Here is a 19,554-nt window from a genome sequence, read left to right as displayed (position 1 = left end):
CCATGATTACGAAGTCGATGAATTCCTATTTGGCCCCGCTGGTCCAGCAGATACAGCCCTCGGGCATCCGCAAGTTTTTTGATCTGGCGGCAGGCAGCAAGGATATTATTTCACTGGGTGTCGGGGAGCCGGATTTCAAAACTCCCTGGCATGTGAGGGAAGCTTGCGTATACTCGCTGGAGCGCGGCTTCACCGGTTATACCTCCAATGCAGGCATGCCGGAGCTACGCGATGGCATTGCCGAATATCTGCAGACCCGCTTCGCGGTGCAATATGATCCTGCGAACCAGATTATCGCCACCGTCGGCGGCAGTGAAGCAATAGATCTGGCCCTCCGGGCCTTGATCTCACCGGGAGACGAGATTCTGATTCCCGAGCCTTGCTATATCTCTTATTCACCGATAACAGCAATTGGCGGCGGTATTCCGGTCGGTATTGAGACCTTCGGAGAGAATAACTTCAAGCTTACGGCGGCTGATCTGGAAGCCAAGATCACCCCGCGCTCCAAGATTCTCATTCTCTGCTATCCGAGCAATCCGACGGGTGCGATTATGAGCCGTGAGGATTGGGAACCGATTGCCAAAGTGGTAGAGAAACATGATCTCATAGTAATTTCCGATGAAATTTATGCTGAATTGACCTATGGAAGCAATCATGTAAGCTTTGCCTCCCTTCCGGGTATGATTGACCGCACCATCCTGGTCAGCGGCTTCTCCAAAGCCTTCGCGATGACCGGATGGAGGATGGGGTATGCCTGCGGTCACCCGGATCTGATCTCCGCGATGCTGAAGATTCACCAGTACACAGTCATGTGCGCGCCTTCGATGGGCCAGGTGGCTGCTCTGGAGGCATTGACCAACGGAATGGAAGAGAAAGACCGGATGGCGGATTCCTATAATCAGCGGCGCCGGCTGATCGTCAAAGGGTTGCGTGATGCCGGGCTGGACTGCCATGAGCCGCAAGGCGCGTTCTATGCTTTCCCGAGTATTCAGCACACCGGACTGACCTCCGATCAATTCGCCCAGCGCCTGCTTCTGGAATATAAGGTGGCTGCAGTTCCGGGCAGTGTATTCGGTCTGGGCGGTGAAGGGTACCTCCGCTGCTCTTATGCAACCTCGGTATCCCAGCTGAACGAAGCGGTAGAACGAATTGGGGCATTTGTCTCACAACTGGCCCGCGAGCGGGCAGAGTAATGTAAGGGTAATGAAGTAAATTGAACTATAGCCGATCACCTTTCTATATGGTATTATTTTACTCTAAGGACAGGAAACACCTGTAATACACTTACATGGAGCTCTTATTCTGGATAGGGCGCAGGGTGCGAGTAGGAAGGCATTCAGAATCAGTACTCGGATATCGCGCAATAATACATTAGGAGGGATGATTGTGCTGAGCGCAGATTATTACTTACCTTCCTATGGCGGGGAATGTAGTTCCGGAAGCGGGAAACATCCTCCCAGGGGTGATGCACATGCACGCAGACTCTCGCTGGAAAATGAAATACAGGTACTCCGCAGCAGAATGGAACAGCTCTTTTTACAGGAGAATTCCTTTACCTCGGATAATGTCATTGCCATCAGCAGCTTGCTGGACCTGAAGATTAATGAGTATATGAGAGGCCGCCACCGTAAGAACAATTAACCGGCTGATTTATATTGAAACGGACATTTCCCTTAGGGAGATGTCCGTTTTTTAGTCTGCCTCACAGTTGCACCATCTAGAGGTGATTATGATTAGAGGTGAGTATGATTTTCGTCAGTTGTGGATAAGTCTTTTTGTAACTGGGAGCTGACCGTCTGAAGGACGGAACTATTCTTGTATCAGGAATCCCGCTGACTCCGTTGAAAGTGGGCGGTAGGGTGAATCAAAGGGATAAATCCCGTTGAATACGCCGAACGCCAGGTGGGATGCGGAAATGAGGGGCAAAAGCGCCCCTGAATCGGCCGGAAGCGGGCGGCAGGAGGAAATGAGGGGTAGAAGTGCCCCTGAATCCGCCGGAAGCGGGCGGCAGGAGGAAATGAGGGGCAGAAGTGCCCCTGAATCCGCCGGAAGCGGGCGGCAGGAGGAAATGAGGGGCAGAAGTGCCCCTGAATCCGCCGGAAGCGGGCGGCAGGAGGAAATGAGGGGCAGAAGTGCCCCTGAATCCGCCGGAAGCGGGCGGCAGGAGGAAATGAGGGGCAAAAGTGCCCCTGAATCGGCCGGAAGCGCTTCACAGGTTGCACGCAAAATGAGGAAAGGAGAAGCTCTGGTGAGCAATTTCGCAGGGGACTGCCCCGGAAGTATTCTTAGGAAAGTATTGGGAGGTAGCTTTAAAATCTGCATATGTTGCACAGGCTTCATAAGCCGCATAAGCACCAGATTAATTTACCTGTTAGCATGAGTTGTACTGAATCGAAGAATGATATAAGAATATAATGATAAACGGGTACTTATCATTTGCCCGTGGCAAAGAGTCACCCCTCTTTCGATTTACATAAATATCCTTTCGCAGTAAAATGAATGAACAGTCATTCATTTTGAGGGAGATGGGAATCGTGAGTGATAACAGCAAGAGTGATAACAGCATGAGCGACAACGGCAAATTACTGGAACGTAAATTCATTGAGGGCTTTGAGCAATTGGCTCCGGACAAGGCGATCCGGCAGATCATTTATCATGCTGTCGAGGTCTTCTCCAGGAAAGGCTATGCCGGGACCAAAATCAAGGATATCGCCGCCAGTGCATGCTTCAGCCAGGGATATGTCTATATGTATTTCAAATCCAAGGACGACATCTTCACCAGGATTGTTGAGCTGGCTTCGGACGGAGCGGGAATGTCGGTGCAATATGCAGCAGAGCTGGAGGGAAGCCCGATGGAGCGGATCACCTGGCTGACGGAGGCCTTCCTGTCACCGGACAGTATTGCCTTGCAGCACTTCCGGCTTATTCTGCTGCAGACGGCAACTTCGGAAGCCATTCCGGAGGAAGCCAAGCGTGTAGCCAAGGAGAAGATTATGAAGCCGTTCGAGCATCTCATTCCCCTGATTATTGCCGGGCAGCAGGCAGGGGAGATTGTTCCGGGTGATCCGGTCGAAATCGCCGTCGCCTATTTCTCATTCATCCAGGGGCTTGGCATAGCGAGGGTACAGGCCACAGCTGCTGCTCCTTTTCCCTCAACAGAACTGGTTCTGCGCTTCATGAAAAAAGATCATTAGCCCATCCCATATCCGAAAAGGTGGAATCAGCCATGGTCAAGGTATTTAAAAGTGATGCCGGCAAAGAACGGGTTCTCCGTTCCTATAATGAGCTGCTCGGGGACTGGGGGACGGAGGTTAGGGAGCTGGATATCGAGACTCCGTACGGGACAACACACTGCATAACAGCGGGAGAGGCCGGCTTACCGCCCTTGCTCCTGTTCCATGGGGTAGGCGATAATTCGGCAGTGATGTGGCTGCTGAACATGAAGGAGCTGTCACGGCATTTCTGCTGCATTGCGGTGGATACGCTGGGAGGGCCGGGGAAGAGCGTGCCGGGTGACAGGTTCAATAAGCAGAATTTCAATCAGGTGGATTGGATTAACAGCATCGCGGATGGACTGAAGCTGGAACAATTCTATGCAGCAGGTGTATCGAATGGAGCGTACATGGTCTTCAATTATACGGTTAACGAGCCCGGAAGAGTCCTTAGGGCAGTCTGTATGGAAGGGGGAATGGTCACGGCTCCGTTAAAAAACATGATCCAGACGCTGCTGATGATGTTCCCGGAAATAATGGTACCTACGCGCAAAAATCTGCTTAAGGTATTTAATAAGCTCAGTTCGCCGGAATCACGACTTGCGGAAAAACATCCTAAACTGGCCGAGCATGTGGTGCTGCTCATGAAGAATCATAACCAGCAGGCGATGTTTGTCCAGAGAATTGAGCTCTATGACAAGGCCCGCGCGGCTATAGTCAGGGATAAGCTGTATTTCCTGATCGGGGATTACAAGCTGCAGCATAAGAAGGATTTTATCGGCATACTTCAGGACGGGGATTTCCGCTATAAGGTGATTGGGGGCTCAGGCCATGGCATCAATATGGAACAGCCGGAGCGGGTTAACCGGGAGCTGATAGAATTTTTGCAGGGACAGGGGGGAGTGCGATGATTCCAGAGAGTATCCGGCAGCAGGTGTTCACAGAGCTCGGCTGTCCTCCTGAAGCGGTCAAGCTGCTTGGAGGGTATAATGACAATGTATTTGAGCTTGAACGGGGATGAGCGGAGAATATAGTCGTCAAAATACTGGATCACACCGTGGTCCCCAGGGAACACACCTTGTCGGAGATGGAATGGCTGAACTACCTGCAGGAGAGTGAAGTGAGTGCGATCCGACCGTTGTGCCTGGAGTCCGGGAAATATATTTGCCCGGTGTCAGAGCCTTTTTATTATATTCTGTTCCATAAGGTTAAAGGTACATATGTGAATCGGGAAGATAAGACGGTCTGGAATCCGCTGGTATTCGAGCACTGGGGAGAGGCGATGGGAAGACTGCATTCCTGTGCCCGGAGCTACCAGGCAGTCCATCCGCGTCCACATTGGCAGGAGAATATAATTCTGCTGGCGGAGAGGATTGAAACAGACCCTCTTTTGACGCAAAAGTGGAAGGTATACCAGGAAGAATTCAGCCGCCTTGGCACCTCCGGGAATGAATTCGGCCTAATTCATGGCGATCTTCATCCGCATAACTTCCTGCTGCATGACGGCACGCTGACAGTGATAGATTTCGGGGATGCGGAATACCACTGGTTTGCGTATGATATTGCCATTGCAGTCTATCATATGGCCCAGACTGTGCCGGAAGATGCGGGCAAGAAGGACGCTGTGCTGGCATTCTATCACGCTTTTATGAAAGGCTACCGCAGGGGGAACGCCGATACCGGATTCACGGCTCAGATCGGCTACTTTATAGATTATCGGAATCTCTATTCTTATACCTATCATATGGTGCACTCAGATCCGGGTACGCTTACGGAAGGGCAGAAGGTATATCTTGCCCGAATGAGGCGGACGATTGAAGCCGGGGAACCTTGCCTGGGATTCAGGCTGCTGTAATGCTTGTACGTCCCGGGGCGGAGGAGGAGGTGGACCCGGGGCCTGATGGCGGACCCCTGCCGCAGGCATATAATGAATACTCACGATGATTCTAAAGGTACGGGCTCTTCTGCAGCGTACCGGAAAAAGAGGATGATATTTATGTTACAAGCCGATATACTGCGGGACCCCTTTACGTATGATGAGCTGAAGCTCGAAGGAACGGGAGCAGTTAATCCGGAGAGCGGGCGTAAGTATCCGTTGAAGCAGGGCTTTCTCGCTTTTTTGGGAGAAGCGGATGCCGAGGGCAGCAACAAAAAGTACCTTGAGCTGTACAACCGGATAGCGCGTTTCTACCGGCTGTCCAACAAAGCCTATTTCGTTCTGAAATTCGGCGGGGAACGCCGGTACAGAGAGCAGTTTCTGTCTTCGCTGGAACTTCGGGAAGGTGACCTAGTTCTGGAGACTTCGGTGGGCAGCGGTGATAATTTCCCCTATCTGGGTGCACATACAGAGCTGTATGGGCTGGATATCTCCAGCGGGATGCTGAAGCAGGCGGTACGCAATCTGCGGCGCTGGAAGCTGCAGGCCCATTTGTTCCAGGGACAGGCGGAGAAGCTGCCTTTCCGGGACAACGTCTTCGATTGTGTCTACCATGTCGGCGGAATTAATTATTTCAGTGATCCGGGAGCTGCGGTGCTGGAGATGATCCGGGTGGCAAAGCCGGGCACCAGACTGATGATTGCCGATGAGACAGAGAAGCTGGTTAAGGGGACGTACGGGAAGGTGCCGGTGGTTAAGGGGTATTTTCAGCAGGGGGAGGAGTTGCCGGGGGTGCTTGGACTCATTCCGCAGGATATGCTGGAGATCGAATATAAGGAGGTATGCAAAGGCCTGATGTACTGCATTACTTTTCGGAAGCCGTAGGCGGGGGGATCGGGATTCCATATGCTCATTAGGGAGTTATTTACATGTCAGAAATGATGATCTTTGTTTGCCTACATACATAAGAACGATTACACTATTACTATGTGATTTGCAACTTAGGAGGGGAATTCGATGGCGATCTATACGCGTACGGGGGATAAAGGGGAAACCTCAGTCATCGGCGGCCGTGTGGGCAAGGACGATGTCCGCGTCGAGGCTTATGGCACCATAGATGAGCTGAACTGTTTTGTCGGCCAGGCACGGAGTCTAATGGAGGATGAACGGTTCGCGGATGTCCGGGAGCAGCTGCTGGAGATACAGCATGAGCTGTTTGACTGCGGTTCGGACCTGGCATTCGTGAAGCTGAGCGAGAACAAATATAAGGTGAAAAGCGAGATGGCTGTCCGTCTGGAAGGCTGGATCGATGTGCTGCAGGCGGAGAATCCGGAACTGGAACGCTTCATTCTGCCCGGCGGAAGCCAGCTGTCCTCGGTCCTGCATGTCTGCCGGACCGTCTGCCGCCGCGCAGAGCGCCGGGCGGTGACCCTGGGACGCAGTGCGGATATTAACCCGGAGGCTGTTGTCTATCTGAACAGACTCTCTGATTATTTCTTCGCGCTGGCCCGTGCTGCCAATACACGCCAGGAGGTTGCTGAGGTAGAGTATGTGCGCAGCAAAAAGGTGTTCCGGAACAAATGACTAGCTACTATCCGCCGATTACCTATATTGTGCCGCCGGATGAAGACGGCTGGCTGCTCAAAACCATCCTGCAGAAGCGGATGGATGTCTCCCGTAAGCTGTTGTCCCGTCTGAAAATGACAGACCTAGGGATTACGCTGAACGGAGAGCGTGTGTATATCAGTGTCAAGGTAAGCAGCGGAGACAGGGTAGAGATCCGGATGGAGGAAGAAACGTCAGAGGATATCCTGCCGCAGCCGATTCCTTTTGAGATTCTATATGAAGACGGCCATCTGCTAGTCGTGAACAAAGCTGCAGGGATCATTGTCCATCCGACCCATGGCCATTACACGGAGACCCTCGCGAACGGAGTAGTCCATTACTGGGCAGAGAAGGGGGAGCGGGTCCGCTTCCGCCCTGTCCACCGGCTGGACCAGGAGACCTCCGGAGTACTGGTCATTGCCAAGAACCCGTACAGCCATCAGCATATCTCCGAGCAGATGATCGCCGGGACGGTGGACAAGCGCTATGCTGCTTTTGTGCACGGTGTTCCCGCTGTGCCTAGCGGCGACATCGACGGTCCGATCGACCGCGACCCGCTGGAGCCGCACCGGCGGATCGTGACGCCGGACGGTTATCCCTCTTTGACCCGGTACGAGGTCAAGGAGGTCTATCCGCGCGCGGCTTCGCGCGTGGAACTGAAGCTGGAGAGCGGGCGCACCCATCAGATCCGGGTGCACATGAGCTCTATTGGCTGCCCGCTGATCGGTGACGGCATGTACCGTCACCCATTGTATGGGCAGCCTGGGGCAAGCCCGGCGCCTGGGGGTGCTCTGGCGCCGGAGGCGGGGGCGCTGCCGGATGGCGGGCAGCGCGGGGCAGAGCCGACGCAACCGGGCGGCGGGCAGCAAGCGGCAGGGCTGACGCCTGCCGGAGGCGGGCAGCTGACGCCGGAGGAAGCGGCGCAGCTGGCGGAGATCGCGGCGCTGGACGCATCCATTCCGCGCCAGGCGCTGCATGCGGTGCGGCTGTCCTTCCGGCATCCGGTCACGCATGCTGATCTGGTCTTCGAAGCTCCGCTGCCGCCGGATATGGCGCTGCTGCAGGCGAAGCTGCGTGAGATTGCAGCCAGGGAATAACGGTCTCAGCTGGCAGCCGTTAGATAGAGGGTCCGCTTAGAATTCCGCTGGTGGGTACAGCCAGGGGCCAGCTGAGATTGTGAAATAAGTGCGAGACTGCACTTGTTCTTAGCTGTTTCTCCACTCTAAATCCAACAAGTGGAAAAAGTACAACTAATTTCAGAGGTTTGGCCGGAAAGTATCAAATGCGCTCAAATTAAGTGTTTAAAATCCAACTAATTCCTATTAAGCTACGAATTTATGCTAACTAAATGTACAATTTCCATTTAATTCCGATCACTCAGCACATAGCCCAGATGCCTCTAACGGAATAGGCGGCTAGAGTGGTGGTTAAACGTAGCAACGCAGGTGCACCAATGTTCCGCCCATCCGGCCCGCGAACGTGGCTTCGCCGGCAGCCCTAATAATCAGCGCACTGCAACACTTCCGCTGCGCTTATAATAAAAGGAGAACCACATGAGTCAATTGAAGGTGTATCAATATCCGAAATGCAGCACCTGCCGCGCCGCAGTGAAATGGCTGAAGGAGCAGGGGCATGAGCTGGACTTGCAGCATATTGCCGAGCAGCCGCCCACAGTGGAGGAGCTGCGTGTCCTGCTGAAGAACAGCGGACTGCCGCTGAAGAAGTTTTTTAATACGAGCGGTGAGGTCTACAAGGAACTTAATCTGAAGGACAAGCTGGCCGGTCTCAGTGAAGATAAGCAGCTTGAGCTGCTCGCCAGCCACGGGATGCTGATCAAGCGTCCGGTTGTCACTGACGGCAGGAAGGTTACAGTCGGCTACAAAGATGAGCAGTACGCTGAGGCCTGGAGCAATACCTAAATTACAGAATACAAGGAGAGGTTACACATGAGCACAGTAACAGACACTAAGGGCCGGGTAATGATCGTTGATGGAATGGCTCTGCTGTTCCGGGCTTTTTATGCTACCTCTTATGGAGGATATATCCGCAAGACCAGCGCCGGGCTTCCGACGAATGCGGTGTATGGATTTTTGCAGTATTTTTTCGACGCGGTGAGTACGTTTGAGCCTTCACATGTGGTGTGCTGCTGGGATATGGGCAAAGGTACCTTCCGTACGGAGAAGTATGACGGCTACAAATCGAACCGGATTGACGCGCCGCTGGAGCTGATTCCGCAGTTTGACCTCGTGAAAGAGGTAGTGGCCGAGCTGGGCGTGCCGAATATCGGTCTGGTTGGTTATGAGGCTGATGACTGCATCGGTACACTGGCTTCGTGCTACAGCGGGGAGTCAGAGGTCTATATTCTCACAGGTGACCACGACATGCTACAGCTGGTGAATGACAGCGTCAAGGTTGTGATTATGAAAAAAGGCCGCTCCAACTATAAAGTGTATGATCCGGCGGAACTTCTTGCTGAGCGTGGCCTCACCCCTGCACAGGTGATTGACCTGAAGGGCTTCATGGGCGACACCAGCGACAATTATCCCGGTGTGAAGGGCATAGGTGAGAAAACAGCCACCAAGCTGCTGACCGAATACGGCACTGTGGAAGGTGTCATTGAGAACCTGCATCTGCTGCCCAAAGGCGTGCGGGCCAAAATCGAGGCTGACCTCGATATGCTGCATCTCTCGCGGGAGCTGGCGGAAATCCGCTGCGATGTGCCGGTGGTCTGCGAACTGGCGGACTGTCTGTGGGCACTGCAGCGGGATACTGCGGCTCGCAAGTTCAATGAGCTGGAGTTCGGCAGCCTGATGCATCTGATCGGCGGGATCGCCGAGGTCCGGGATGAACGGGGAATCGTACAGATTGAACTCGGAGATTTGGGCTGAGTAGAGCTTAGTTATAGGCTTAGGCAGGCCAGAGCCTCCTGAACAAGCAGAAGACCCCTTGCGAAAATCTCGCGTAGGGGTCTTTTTGTGTTTTCCCTAACAAATGAATACCATATGCCGGGCTCAGATTACAATTCCGTCGCAGTGATCGATCTCATGCTGAATGATCTGCGCCGCAAAGCCGGTGAAGGTCTGCTTCTGCGGCTTGAAATTATAGTCTAAGTACTCTACCTCAATGGATTCATATCTAGTAGTTTTGCGTACGCCTTCGTGGGACAGGCAGCCTTCCTCGGTTTCATACGGATGGGCACGCTGGGCAATGACCGGATTGATCATTGGAATATTCATTTGTCCGATGCTGAAGGCGATCATGCGCTTGTTAACACCGATCATGTCAGCCGCCATGCCGACACAGCGGTCTGCGTTCGCCCGCAAGGTATCCAGAAGGTCATCTAACACTGGCAGATCCTCTGGGGTTGCCGATGTGGACTTCTGGCTTAGAATCGTCATATCTTTACATATGGGTCTGATCATAGTACTCTCCATGTGTTTTATTTGGCTGCCACTGCCATGATATCATCTTTTGTATGGACAGTGAAATGAATCTTGCCGGAACAATAATGTAAAGCCGTCAGACACTTTCGGGTATTTGGTGGTTTTTTGCAGTGCATTTGGGTTCAGCAGGGGTGGTATATCGTGTAAGGTGCGGAATTACAGATTTACTTTGCTTATTCGACAAGACTACTGTAGAATTAATAAGTATATAATGGTAAAAATTGGCAACAAAAAAGGGAGCATGCGTATGAAACTGAAATATCTAGGACTCACCGCAATTGTGCTGGTTTTCACACTGTCTTTTTCAAGGATTTTGCTGCCCGCTTCAGCTGCGGTAATAGACATGAATTTGGGTTCAGCGGCCACTTTCGGGCTACTCGCAAAGACGATGACAACGGTTGAGACTTCCGTTTCCGGAAATACGGGAGCTATTACTCAGACCGTAATTCCACATATAACGAATGGGAATAATTATTTAGATGATAGTGTTTATCATGCTGCTGACATTGATTTGGGAAATGCCATTGGGTATGCAAATTCACAGGTGCCTACTGTTAATGGAACGGCTGGAGCGGATCTGGGAGGCGAAATCCTGCTGCCCGGTATATATAATTATCCAGGTGCAGTTAATATCAGTGCTGATGTAACACTTAGCGGTGATGATATTTTTATCTTCCAAATTGCAGGGACATTGGATACAACGGCCGGTACGAAGATTCTATTAACAGACGGGGCACAAGCCTGTAATATCTATTGGGTGGTGAACGGGGCCGCGACACTCGCGGCAAATACGGAGTTCAATGGCAGTTTATTGAGTCAATCTTCAGCAACAACGGTTGGTATTGATACTATTATAAATGGCAGAATTCTGTCACAAGATGCAGTTACATTCACTGGCCCGGGCCCGTCTAACATTACCGTTCCGGCTTGTGTCCAGGAGCCGCCTGTGGAACCACCGGTACAACCGCCTGTAGAAACAGATGCACCAGCGCCAATACCGGCCACAGCAACGCCAATACCGGCAACGGCTACGCCAGTACCAGTTACAGCAACATCAGTACCAGTTACGGCAACACCAGTACCAGCAACGGTAGTGCCAATACCAGCAACGGCAATACCAATACCGGCAACGCCAGTGCCAGCAACGGCAACACCAATACCAGCAACGGCAACACCAATACCGGCTACAGTAACGCCAATACCAGCAACAGTAACGCTAATACCGGCCACGGCAACACCAATCCCGGCTGCAGCAACGCCAGGCCCTGCTGCTTCACCTGTCAATACTCCTGCTGCTTCACCTCCTGCGGAGCTGCCGGCAGCGCCTGCTTGGAGTGTTGAAACGGAATGGGTTAAAGTAGGCTTACTTCCGGACGGGGATATGATTATTGATGCAAAGCTCCCTGATAATCAAGAAGACACAGGAGTGTGGAATTTCGATCTGGGGGGGAAGTTATACAATACAGAAGGAACTGAAAGTGTCAATTATAGGATCGCTAAAGCACCGGTAGGGACTTATAATATTCTGGTGAGATTCACTTCCCATAACGGAACAGTGTTTAAGTTTGAGGTGGTTCCCGTATCTGTACCTACAGTCACCGGAGGCCAGCTTCCGGCTACCGCGACGCCGTGGTACAACTTGCTTCTCTCAGGATCTCTATTAACCATAATGGGAGGAGTAATCTTATGGAGGAGAAAGCTTCGTGAATAAACGGCACACTGAGCATAAAGTAAAAGCCGGAAAACAGATATACATTATCTCCCTGGGATCAATGATTCTGGGGATCTTGTCTATCTCTTGGGCCCTGATTCATATTCAGGCGCAAACCGTTCCCGTTGCTTATAATGAGAATACAGATCTTATCCCAATTCAGGCTGATCAGCGCCATAGTGTAAAGAGCAGCATCGCCGTTCCGGTAGAAGCAGGCGATTCCAGCAGCATACCGCCGCAGGATGATATCCTCTATCCCATAAGGCCGCTGGAAGGCGATGTTATCGGAAAGCTGATAATTCCGGCATTACAGCAAATTCTTCCGATTATACACGGGACAGACGAGGATGAGTTGGAGGAGGGAATTGGACATTTCTCGGAAAGCGTCCTGCCGGGTGAGAATAACAATTCGGTTCTATCCGGACACCGGGATACAGTCTTTGCTAAATTAGGCGAGCTGGAAATAGGAAACGAGCTTGTCGTTGATACATCAGCCGGTTCTTTCACCTATAAGATAAGTGCTATACGGATTGTTGATAAAGACGATAAAACGATTATTGTACCTACAGACCACGCTGTCCTAACCGTAAGTACCTGCTACCCCTTTCACTTTATCGGCGCGGCTCCCGACCGTTATATTCTCATCGCAGACCTGATCGCTGAAGTCCGTTCCCCCACAACATGAAGATCTTTCGATTTACCTTTATCCTTTGACATCTAGGTGTCAAAGGATTTTTTTAGGGAAAACGGGTCTGACCACCCACAGCAGTATTTTATCTAAAAAAGCTGAGAATACTCCACCCTCGATAGGGTGGGGATGAATCAGTAGTTTTCGATTTCAAGACGAACATATGTGCTATAATATGGATGAGATCACTAAAAGGAGGTGTTGCCCATGCTCGTGTCTGCGCAGGAGGTTTCTTCGAAACACTTGGTTCATCAAGCCTATAAATATCGGATCTACCCCAATACAGAGCAACAGCAACTCATTCGTCGAATGTTTGGCTGCTGCCGTTTTGTGTTCAATTACTTCTTGGGAGCTTGGAATCAAAGCTATGCGGAAACGGGAAAAGGCTTGTCTTATCACGCTTGTGCAACACAACTCCCCGGTTTAAAAGCACAATACGACTGGCTGAAAGAAGTCGATAGCATCGCTTTGCAGTCGGCTGCTCGTCATGTGGCGGATAGCTTTGATCGTTTTTTCAAGAAGCAAAATCAAGCGCCACGCTTCAAGAGCCGAAAGCATCCGATTCAAAGTTACACGACCAAATTCACCAACGGGAATATCGCCATGGAGGGCAGTCGCTTGAAGCTCCCCAAACTCGGCTGGATACGTTTTGCAAACTCCCGGAAGCTGGAAGGCCGGATATTGTCCGCTACCGTTCGTAAAAACGCCAGCGGGAAATTTTTCGTCTCGCTCGTTTGCGAAGTTCAAAAGAACCCTCTGCCCCAAGTGGATACACCTATTGGCATCGACTTAGGCTTGAAAGAATATGCAGTATGCTCAAACGGCGAACATATCGCCAATCCTCGCTTTTACCGTCAATACGAGAACAAGCTGGCGCTTTGGCAGCGGCGGATGGCTCGGCGTACTCCGGGCGGCTCCAACTGGAAGAAAGCAAGGCAGCATATCGCTCGTATTCACGAACGCATTGCCAATAAACGAAATGACTTCCTCCACAAGCTGACCACGAGACTGATTCGTGAAAACCAAACGATTAGTATCGAACATCTGCGTGTGGCGAATATGATTCAGAACCCCAAGCTTTCAAAATCCATTGCTGATGCGTCTTGGGGCGAGTGGGTGCGACAGCTGACGTATAAAGCGAAATGGTATGGACGAAATCTTCGGATCGCCGACACGTTTGAGCCGACCAGTCAGCGTTGCCATGTGTGTGGCACAATCCACCCCGAGGTGAAGAACCTGTCCATTCGGGAATGGACGTGTACGGCCTGCGGGACGATCCATGACCGTGACGAAAACGCCGCTCACAATATTGAACAAGTAGCGGTTTAACCCCCACCTAACCAAACGATAGAATTCAAGATTTCACTAGCGTCAAAAATGTAAAACTGCGGGAACGCAGGGATCGCTTGCTCCATAAGAAGAGGGTACTCTTCTGTTCGCAAGAATCCGCCACTTCAAGCGTTAGCTAAGTGGGGGAGAATTCAACCTATGCGCCACCGCAGCGATGGATGGAAAGATTCTTAAGAAACGGTTGCACGAGCCACTTAATTTAAAGATTGACGAACCGGAGGTAGCCTGACTATAATGTTAATATAAGTATTAAATGATTAACAAATATATTAACCTAAAGAGGAGCGCTAACTGAAATGGCAGAACGCATTGTACTGAACACTGACATCCGCAAAGGCACAATTAACCGCAACATCTATGGACATTTCGCTGAGCATCTGGGACGCTGTATCTATGAAGGCATCTGGGTAGGGGAAGATTCGCCGATTCCGAATACGAAGGGTATCCGTAACGATGTGGTGGAAGCGCTTAAGGAAATGAAGATTCCTGTATTGCGCTGGCCGGGCGGCTGCTTCGCCGATGAATATCACTGGAAGGACGGCATTGGCCCAAGTGAAGAACGCAAGCGCATGATCAATACCCATTGGGGTGGTGCGGTTGAGAACAATCATTTTGGTACACATGAATTCATGCGGCTCTGCGCCATGCTGGAATGTGAGCCGTACATCAACGGCAATGTAGGGAGCGGAACGGTACAGGAGATGTCCGAGTGGGTTGAGTATTTGACCTTTAACGGTGTATCGCCGATGGCTGAGCTGCGCCAGAAGAACGGCCAGGAAGAGGCTTGGAGTGTAACTTATTTCGGCGTGGGCAATGAGAACTGGGGCTGCGGCGGCAATATGCGTCCTGAATATTATGCTGACCTGTACCGCCAATATCAGACTTATGTGCGCAACTATGGGGATAACAAGATTCACCGGATCGCCTGCGGCGCGAACTCGGATGACTATAACTGGACCGAAGTGCTGATGCGCGAAGCCACCCGCTTCATGGATTCCCTTACCCTGCACTACTACACCCTGCCGACTTCGGATTGGGCGAATAAAGGTGCGGCTACCGGCTTTGGAACGGATGAATATTTCACCACACTGAAGAAAGCGCTGTTCATGGATGAGCTGGTTACCCGCCACAGTGTCATTATGGATAAATATGATCCGGAGAAAAGAGTGGGCCTGATCGTCGATGAATGGGGCACCTGGTATGATGTAGAGCCGGGTACCAACCCGGGATTCCTCTACCAGCAGAACACGATCCGTGATGCGCTGGTTGCCGGTCTGACCCTGAATATCTTCCACAAGCACAGCGACCGTGTACGGATGGCGAACATTGCCCAGACCGTAAACGTGCTGCAGGCTGTAATTCTGACCGAAGGCGAGAAAATGCTTCTGACTCCAACCTATCATGTATTCAATATGTATAAAGTACATCAGGATGCGGAGCTGCTGGATCTGACAGTGGATAGCCCGGTATACAGCTATGAGGGCGTAGAGATTCCTGAAGTATCTGCTTCAGCTTCCGTAACAGCAGAGGGCGTGATTCATGTCAGCCTGTGCAACCTGAATCACGCTGCACCGGCAGTATTGCCGCTGGAGCTGCGCGGACTGGCTGGACAGTCAGCGGCCGTAAGCGGCACAACACTTGCCGGGTCTTCCATCGATGCCCACAATACCTTCGAGCAGCCGGAAGCTGTAACACCGCAGCCGTTCAACGGCTTCAAGCTTGAAGGAGATACGCTGACGGTTACTCTGCCGCCAATGTCGGTAACTGTACTGGAAATTACTCCGGAAGCGTAAGGAGAACAGCAGCATGACAACCACTTCAGCCTGCAAGGGATGCCGGGAGGAGTACAAGGTGACGGAAGCGCAGATTGCCCGGATTCTGGCCTCCTCGATGTTCAATCCGGGGAACACTGCCCCGGATGAAGTCTATGCCGAGCGGGTTGCTCTATGCAGAGCTTGTCCTAAGCTGCAGGATGGCGTGACCTGCACGGCCTGCGGCTGCATTATACCGGTCGTGGCCCGGCTGAAGGCACGCGGCTGTCCGCTGCCGGGAGGCGGCTTGTGGCAGCCTGTGACTGATTAAACCGCATGGCTGTCTCTAGTAATAATACCGTAACCGCAACAGCGGCAGCGGGGGACCTGATCTTAAGGTCTCCTTCTGCCGCTGTTTGTTGTCTAATCCTGTCCGGGTCCTTCCGTCCGGCTGGTATTTGCCGACGCTTCAACAGCATCTGTATAAAAGAGTTCAAAGACCAGATCCTCGTTGTAGTTGCCGAATCCCTTGCCGAACAAGGTAAGACCACCGATATGCTCCGCATCGTCTTCCACAGAAACCTTGAACGTCCACTGTTTATCACGGATACTGACCTGATCCAGCGTAACCTCTGACAGCTTCTGACCGTCCATGAACGTGCCCGCCGGAGTAATCCGCAGCTGCTTAAGCAGTCCATATTGGTTGGTGAGCGCAGGCCACCAGGAAGGAGTGTATTTGCCCGGGCTGTCCCCGTAGTCGCCGGGGCTGGTCCAGAATCCAAGCCGCTGTCCGTTCAGTGTGAAGGTGATGTCGGAGGGCCAGTTATTATTGATGGACGGGGCTTCGGAGGCAATCTCCATGGTGATGACCAGTTCCTCAGGATTCTGGCTGGACAGCAGGAAGTTCGGGATTTTATATTCCACGAATCCTTTGCCGAACCACAGGATGCCTGCATTCACCCGCTCCTGATCCCAGAAATACCGCGGATCGTCAAAGTTGCCGATTACCCGCTCGGTGGTAGATAATCCGCAGGTCGGTTCAATCTGGAAATCAGAGTAGTGGCCCACGGGTATTTCCTTACGGTAGCCTCTGCGCTGTGTTCTGGCTTGTCCGGGGAAAATAATCTCAGCACTCTCGGCGGCCAGTGTACAAATCTTCTGCAGTCCGCTGCGCCCGGGAGCCATGTGGCTGCGGATCAGTCCGGCAGCTTCCAGCTTGCGCACATGCATGGTCATAATGGCACTGCTGAGCTTCAGCGCCCCGGCCAGTTCCTTGACGTTCATAGGCTGTTCGGACAGCAGCCGCAGCATCTGCAGGCGCACAGCGCTGGATAACGCTTCATACACGGGTAAAGATTGTTCGGTTAGATCAAGTTTCATGTGCTGCCTCCACGTTCAGGTTATATAGTTAATAATTATATTACTCAAATGATATTCTTACAAGCAAATGAATATTGCCTAACAAGCAAATGAATACTGCGCCTCGCAGCCGCTCCAATTTTATCACAGACATGCAGAGCCTGTTCCGCTATGATGTAGGATGGATTAGCGATGTAACAAGGTGCTCTTGCCGGATCAGGCAAGGGATAACAGGGAATCGGGTGCAAGTCCCGAGCGGTCCCGCCACTGTAAGGAAGAGCTGAACTTCATGATGTCACTTGGGGAGATCCCGGGGAAGACGAAGGATGCAGCGCCCGTATTCCAAGCCAGGAGACCTACCTTGATTACACACACCACGACTCTACGCGGATAGGAGCGGTGTACGGATAGGTTAATAAGATGAGGCGATGTGCCCCTGTAGAACCGGAGGGAATCTTGAAGATCAAGATCAGAGCCGGCTCAATGTTATGCAGACACAGCGTTGAGCGGACCATGCGGAGCGACCGGGTGCAGAGCCCTTTGTTGGCGCACGGCAGTGCTCTCTATCGAATCATACCTGCGTACATACACTCCCACCCAGAAGGGCGGGAGTTTTTTGGTTTGCCATATTTAAGAAACGTGGAGGCTGACAAATGAAGAAACGCGGATTTTGGAGTTTTGCGGCGCTGATTGCCGGATTTACAGTGTTCTTTTTGCTGAATGAACCTGGGACGGCCCAGGCTATGCACATTATGGAAGGGTTTCTGCCGGTAGGCTGGGCTGTGTTCTGGTGGGTGGCGTTTTTACCGTTCTTTGTGCTCGGGATTATCAGGCTTAGATCGATGACCAAGGAGAATCCTGAGCTGAAGCTGCTGCTCGGTCTGGCAGGGGCGTTCACGTTCGTTCTATCGGCGCTCAAAATGCCTTCCGTTACCGGAAGCAGCTCTCATCCTACGGGTACAGGGCTTGGTGCTGTAATGCTGGGGCCGCTGCCGATGGGCGTGATCGGCTCGATTGTGCTGTTGTTTCAGGCGCTGCTTCTGGCGCACGGGGGAATCACTACACTCGGGGCGAATGCGTTCTCGATGGCGGTCGCGGGGCCTTTTGCCGGATATGCAGTCTATAAGCTGTTGATGAAGCTGCCGGACCGAGAGAAGCTGGCCTTATTCTGTGCGGCGGCGGTTGCCGACCTGATGACTTATGTAGTGACTTCCGTCCAGCTTGCGGTGGCTTTTCCGGCTGCGGATGGCGGGGTCCTGGCGTCTTTTCTCAAATTCGGAGGGATCTTTGCCGTAACGCAGATTCCGCTGGCCATCAGCGAAGGGCTGCTGACCGTATTATTGTGGAACTGGCTGAAATCGTACAGTCCGAATGAAATGTCGCTCCTGAAACGCAAGGTTAAAGGGGGAAATGCATAATGAGCAATAAATGGAACAATGGGTTGATGCTGCTGGCCGTTGTCCTGTTGTGTGTGCTGCCGCTGTTGTTCGTAGAAGGGGAGTTCGGCGGGGCCGATGATGCTGCCGAGAGTGTGATCACAGAAATTAACCCGGAATATGAACCCTGGTTCAAGCCGCTGACCGAAATCCCGGGTGAGACGGAGAGTATGCTGTTCGCATTACAGGCGGCGATTGGCGCCGGAGTGATCGGATATTCACTGGGGCTGCTGAAAGGGAAACAAGGCCAGGCGAAGCAGAACAGCATCAGGAAGTGATCAGACGAATTGATGTCCTTTCTTATAATAATGCCTTAAGGCAGCTGTCTCCCATGTGGAAAAGCTCGTTCGCGGCACTGATGTTCCTGCTCTCCTATACAGTGGATCCGGTGCTGCAGATTGTGATTACGCTGTGGATGATGTCATGGTGCATCCTGCATGCCAAAATTCCCTATCGCGCCTATTTGTTGCTGTTTGGAACGGCGCTGCTGTTCTATGGCCTTAGTGTCCCGGCACTGCTCGTGGAATTCGGCCACCCCGCTGCCGGGGAAGCTGGCGTATTCCGGATTTCGGGGCAGCCTCTTCCGGTGTATATCACAGCTGCAGGACTGGAACGGGCCGCTGAACTGCTGGTTAGGGTCTCTGCCTGCACAAGCTGCTGCTTCTTCCTGATGTTCACCACGCCGTTCAGTGAGCTGCTGCAAGTGCTCCGCAGACTGCGTATGCCGCAGATTGTGCTGGAGCTGATGCTGATCATGTACCGCTTCCTGTTCCTGCTGAATGATGCAGCGCACGGACTGATGCTGGCCCGGAGGCTGCGCGGCGGCCGGAGAGGGTACAAGGCCAGGCTGGGGGAGACGGCGGCCATGGCTGGCGCCCTCTTCGGCAATACGATGCACCGTTATTACGGATTATCGCAGGGGCTGCTGACCCGCGGGTTCACGGGGGAGATCATTCTGCCGCCGTATACCGCGCGGCCTGTGCCGCGGCGTTATGCGGTCCGGGCGTATGCGGGGATCGCTGTGCTGGCGCTGGCGCAGCTTTGGCTGTGGCTGAGCGGTTGAAATTAAGATTTTAGTGCAGGAAAGCTGCTGGCTTTTTTGAAATCATGCCCAAAGTACAAC

20 protein-coding genes and 1 riboswitch are annotated in these 19,554 nt (G+C 52.4%); of the genes, 18 read left to right on the top strand and 2 right to left on the bottom strand.

What is annotated here, in order from left to right; translation table 11 throughout:
* The first annotated feature begins 2 nt into the window (after positions 1 to 2).
* The 10 genes from MKZ24_RS28600 to MKZ24_RS28555 all read left to right on the top strand — a co-directional run bounded on the left by MKZ24_RS28600 (position 3) and on the right by MKZ24_RS28555 (position 9,581).
* Entirely contained in the window at positions 3 to 1,193 is a 1,191-nt protein-coding gene (locus MKZ24_RS28600; RefSeq protein WP_340789076.1) for an aminotransferase class I/II-fold pyridoxal phosphate-dependent enzyme, read from the top strand.
* A 193-nt stretch (positions 1,194 to 1,386) separates the two neighbouring features.
* A complete protein-coding gene (locus tag MKZ24_RS28595; RefSeq protein ID WP_231637810.1) occupies positions 1,387 to 1,641 on the top strand; it encodes an aspartyl-phosphate phosphatase Spo0E family protein in 255 nt (84 codons plus the stop codon).
* An 893-nt stretch (positions 1,642 to 2,534) separates the two neighbouring features.
* Positions 2,535 to 3,194, top strand: a complete 660-nt coding sequence (locus MKZ24_RS28590; RefSeq protein ID WP_340789075.1) for a TetR/AcrR family transcriptional regulator — start codon at positions 2,535 to 2,537, stop codon at positions 3,192 to 3,194.
* Positions 3,195 to 3,226: 32 nt separating this feature from the next.
* Positions 3,227 to 4,123 carry an alpha/beta fold hydrolase gene (locus tag MKZ24_RS28585; RefSeq protein ID WP_340789073.1) on the top strand — a complete coding sequence of 299 codons (897 nt, stop codon included), beginning with the start codon at positions 3,227 to 3,229 and terminating at the stop codon, positions 4,121 to 4,123.
* A 119-nt stretch (positions 4,124 to 4,242) separates the two neighbouring features.
* Entirely contained in the window at positions 4,243 to 5,067 is an 825-nt protein-coding gene (locus MKZ24_RS28580; RefSeq protein ID WP_339842931.1) for a phosphotransferase enzyme family protein, read from the top strand.
* Between the two features lie 141 nt (positions 5,068 to 5,208).
* Positions 5,209 to 5,973, top strand: coding sequence for a class I SAM-dependent methyltransferase (locus MKZ24_RS28575; RefSeq protein WP_052416149.1), 765 nt, complete (start codon positions 5,209 to 5,211; stop codon positions 5,971 to 5,973).
* 132 nt (positions 5,974 to 6,105) lie between these two features.
* Positions 6,106 to 6,672: a cob(I)yrinic acid a,c-diamide adenosyltransferase gene (locus MKZ24_RS28570; RefSeq protein ID WP_340789066.1), complete on the top strand. Its 567-nt coding sequence runs from the start codon at positions 6,106 to 6,108 to the stop codon at positions 6,670 to 6,672.
* Complete coding sequence (locus MKZ24_RS28565) at positions 6,669 to 7,790, top strand: RluA family pseudouridine synthase (RefSeq protein ID WP_340789064.1); 1,122 nt, start codon at positions 6,669 to 6,671, stop codon at positions 7,788 to 7,790. Before MKZ24_RS28570 ends, MKZ24_RS28565 begins: the two co-directional genes overlap by 4 nt.
* 456 nt (positions 7,791 to 8,246) lie before the next feature.
* The gene (locus tag MKZ24_RS28560) at positions 8,247 to 8,612 is read left to right on the top strand and encodes an arsenate reductase family protein (RefSeq protein WP_042234164.1); all 366 of its coding nucleotides are present in this window, start codon (positions 8,247 to 8,249) and stop codon (positions 8,610 to 8,612) included.
* Positions 8,613 to 8,639: 27 nt separating this feature from the next.
* On the top strand, positions 8,640 to 9,581 hold the full coding sequence (locus MKZ24_RS28555; RefSeq protein WP_042234167.1) for a 5'-3' exonuclease: 942 nt from the start codon (positions 8,640 to 8,642) through the stop codon (positions 9,579 to 9,581).
* 123 nt (positions 9,582 to 9,704) lie between these two features.
* Here the strand turns inward: MKZ24_RS28555 and MKZ24_RS28550 are convergent, their stop codons facing one another.
* Entirely contained in the window at positions 9,705 to 10,115 is a 411-nt protein-coding gene (locus tag MKZ24_RS28550; RefSeq protein ID WP_042234169.1) for a peptide deformylase, read from the bottom strand.
* Between the two features lie 268 nt (positions 10,116 to 10,383).
* On the opposite strand from MKZ24_RS28550, the gene MKZ24_RS28545 reads away from it, so the two are divergent.
* The 5 genes from MKZ24_RS28545 (at position 10,384) to MKZ24_RS28525 (ending at position 15,967) form a co-directional block, all read left to right on the top strand.
* Positions 10,384 to 11,847, top strand: coding sequence for an ice-binding family protein (locus MKZ24_RS28545; RefSeq protein WP_340789058.1), 1,464 nt, complete (start codon positions 10,384 to 10,386; stop codon positions 11,845 to 11,847).
* Positions 11,840 to 12,532, top strand: coding sequence for a class D sortase (locus tag MKZ24_RS28540; protein WP_340789055.1), 693 nt, complete (start codon positions 11,840 to 11,842; stop codon positions 12,530 to 12,532). The genes MKZ24_RS28545 and MKZ24_RS28540 overlap by 8 nt, the downstream gene beginning before the upstream one ends.
* 210 nt (positions 12,533 to 12,742) lie before the next feature.
* A complete protein-coding gene (tnpB, locus tag MKZ24_RS28535; RefSeq protein ID WP_340784307.1) occupies positions 12,743 to 13,864 on the top strand; it encodes an IS200/IS605 family element RNA-guided endonuclease TnpB in 1,122 nt (373 codons plus the stop codon).
* Between the two features lie 317 nt (positions 13,865 to 14,181).
* Positions 14,182 to 15,678: an alpha-N-arabinofuranosidase gene (locus tag MKZ24_RS28530; RefSeq protein WP_340789053.1), complete on the top strand. Its 1,497-nt coding sequence runs from the start codon at positions 14,182 to 14,184 to the stop codon at positions 15,676 to 15,678.
* Positions 15,679 to 15,691: 13 nt separating this feature from the next.
* Positions 15,692 to 15,967 (top strand): DUF6171 family protein, encoded by a 276-nt coding sequence (locus MKZ24_RS28525; RefSeq protein WP_042234183.1) that lies wholly within the window; start codon positions 15,692 to 15,694, stop codon positions 15,965 to 15,967.
* Positions 15,968 to 16,059: 92 nt separating this feature from the next.
* Here MKZ24_RS28525 and MKZ24_RS28520 read toward each other — a convergent pair whose 3' ends face one another.
* Positions 16,060 to 17,016, bottom strand: coding sequence for an ArsR/SmtB family transcription factor (locus tag MKZ24_RS28520; RefSeq protein WP_042234184.1), 957 nt, complete (start codon positions 17,014 to 17,016; stop codon positions 16,060 to 16,062).
* A 162-nt stretch (positions 17,017 to 17,178) separates the two neighbouring features.
* A riboswitch (cobalamin riboswitch) is annotated at positions 17,179 to 17,373 on the top strand.
* 275 nt (positions 17,374 to 17,648) lie between these two features.
* On the opposite strand from MKZ24_RS28520, the gene MKZ24_RS28515 reads away from it, so the two are divergent.
* From MKZ24_RS28515 to cbiQ, 3 genes are read left to right on the top strand one after another with little or no spacing between them, the layout of a single operon-like run.
* Positions 17,649 to 18,413: an energy-coupling factor ABC transporter permease gene (locus MKZ24_RS28515; protein WP_340789049.1), complete on the top strand. Its 765-nt coding sequence runs from the start codon at positions 17,649 to 17,651 to the stop codon at positions 18,411 to 18,413.
* Complete coding sequence (locus MKZ24_RS28510) at positions 18,413 to 18,709, top strand: energy-coupling factor ABC transporter substrate-binding protein (protein WP_340789046.1); 297 nt, start codon at positions 18,413 to 18,415, stop codon at positions 18,707 to 18,709. The genes MKZ24_RS28515 and MKZ24_RS28510 overlap by 1 nt, the downstream gene beginning before the upstream one ends.
* Positions 18,706 to 19,494 carry a cobalt ECF transporter T component CbiQ gene (gene cbiQ / locus MKZ24_RS28505; RefSeq protein WP_340789043.1) on the top strand — a complete coding sequence of 263 codons (789 nt, stop codon included), beginning with the start codon at positions 18,706 to 18,708 and terminating at the stop codon, positions 19,492 to 19,494. The genes MKZ24_RS28510 and cbiQ overlap by 4 nt, the downstream gene beginning before the upstream one ends.
* The last annotated feature ends 60 nt before the right edge of the window (positions 19,495 to 19,554 follow it).

The organism is Paenibacillus sp. FSL R7-0297, assembly GCF_038009025.1.
Lineage (GTDB): Bacteria > Bacillota > Bacilli > Paenibacillales > Paenibacillaceae > Paenibacillus_AQ.
The sequence above is the reverse complement of the archived record's forward strand: the minus strand, read 5'-3'. Positions and strand labels throughout refer to the sequence as shown.

Bases quoted from the DNA above. Each gene is read 5' to 3' on its own strand.
- MKZ24_RS28600 (WP_340789076.1), top strand. From the start codon at position 3: ATGATTACGAAGTCGATGAATTCCTATTTGGCCCCGCTGGTCCAGCAG.
- MKZ24_RS28585 (WP_340789073.1), top strand. From the start codon at position 3,227: ATGGTCAAGGTATTTAAAAGTGATGCCGGCAAAGAACGGGTTCTCCGT.
- MKZ24_RS28575 (WP_052416149.1), top strand. From the start codon at position 5,209: ATGTTACAAGCCGATATACTGCGGGACCCCTTTACGTATGATGAGCTG.
- MKZ24_RS28570 (WP_340789066.1), top strand. From the start codon at position 6,106: ATGGCGATCTATACGCGTACGGGGGATAAAGGGGAAACCTCAGTCATC.
- MKZ24_RS28565 (WP_340789064.1), top strand. From the start codon at position 6,669: ATGACTAGCTACTATCCGCCGATTACCTATATTGTGCCGCCGGATGAA.
- MKZ24_RS28560 (WP_042234164.1), top strand. From the start codon at position 8,247: ATGAGTCAATTGAAGGTGTATCAATATCCGAAATGCAGCACCTGCCGC.
- MKZ24_RS28555 (WP_042234167.1), top strand. From the start codon at position 8,640: ATGAGCACAGTAACAGACACTAAGGGCCGGGTAATGATCGTTGATGGA.
- MKZ24_RS28550 (WP_042234169.1), bottom strand. From the start codon at position 10,115: ATGATCAGACCCATATGTAAAGATATGACGATTCTAAGCCAGAAGTCC.
- MKZ24_RS28545 (WP_340789058.1), top strand. From the start codon at position 10,384: ATGAAACTGAAATATCTAGGACTCACCGCAATTGTGCTGGTTTTCACA.
- tnpB (WP_340784307.1), top strand. From the start codon at position 12,743: ATGCTCGTGTCTGCGCAGGAGGTTTCTTCGAAACACTTGGTTCATCAA.
- MKZ24_RS28530 (WP_340789053.1), top strand. From the start codon at position 14,182: ATGGCAGAACGCATTGTACTGAACACTGACATCCGCAAAGGCACAATT.
- MKZ24_RS28525 (WP_042234183.1), top strand. From the start codon at position 15,692: ATGACAACCACTTCAGCCTGCAAGGGATGCCGGGAGGAGTACAAGGTG.
- MKZ24_RS28520 (WP_042234184.1), bottom strand. From the start codon at position 17,016: ATGAAACTTGATCTAACCGAACAATCTTTACCCGTGTATGAAGCGTTA.
- MKZ24_RS28515 (WP_340789049.1), top strand. From the start codon at position 17,649: ATGAAGAAACGCGGATTTTGGAGTTTTGCGGCGCTGATTGCCGGATTT.
- MKZ24_RS28510 (WP_340789046.1), top strand. From the start codon at position 18,413: ATGAGCAATAAATGGAACAATGGGTTGATGCTGCTGGCCGTTGTCCTG.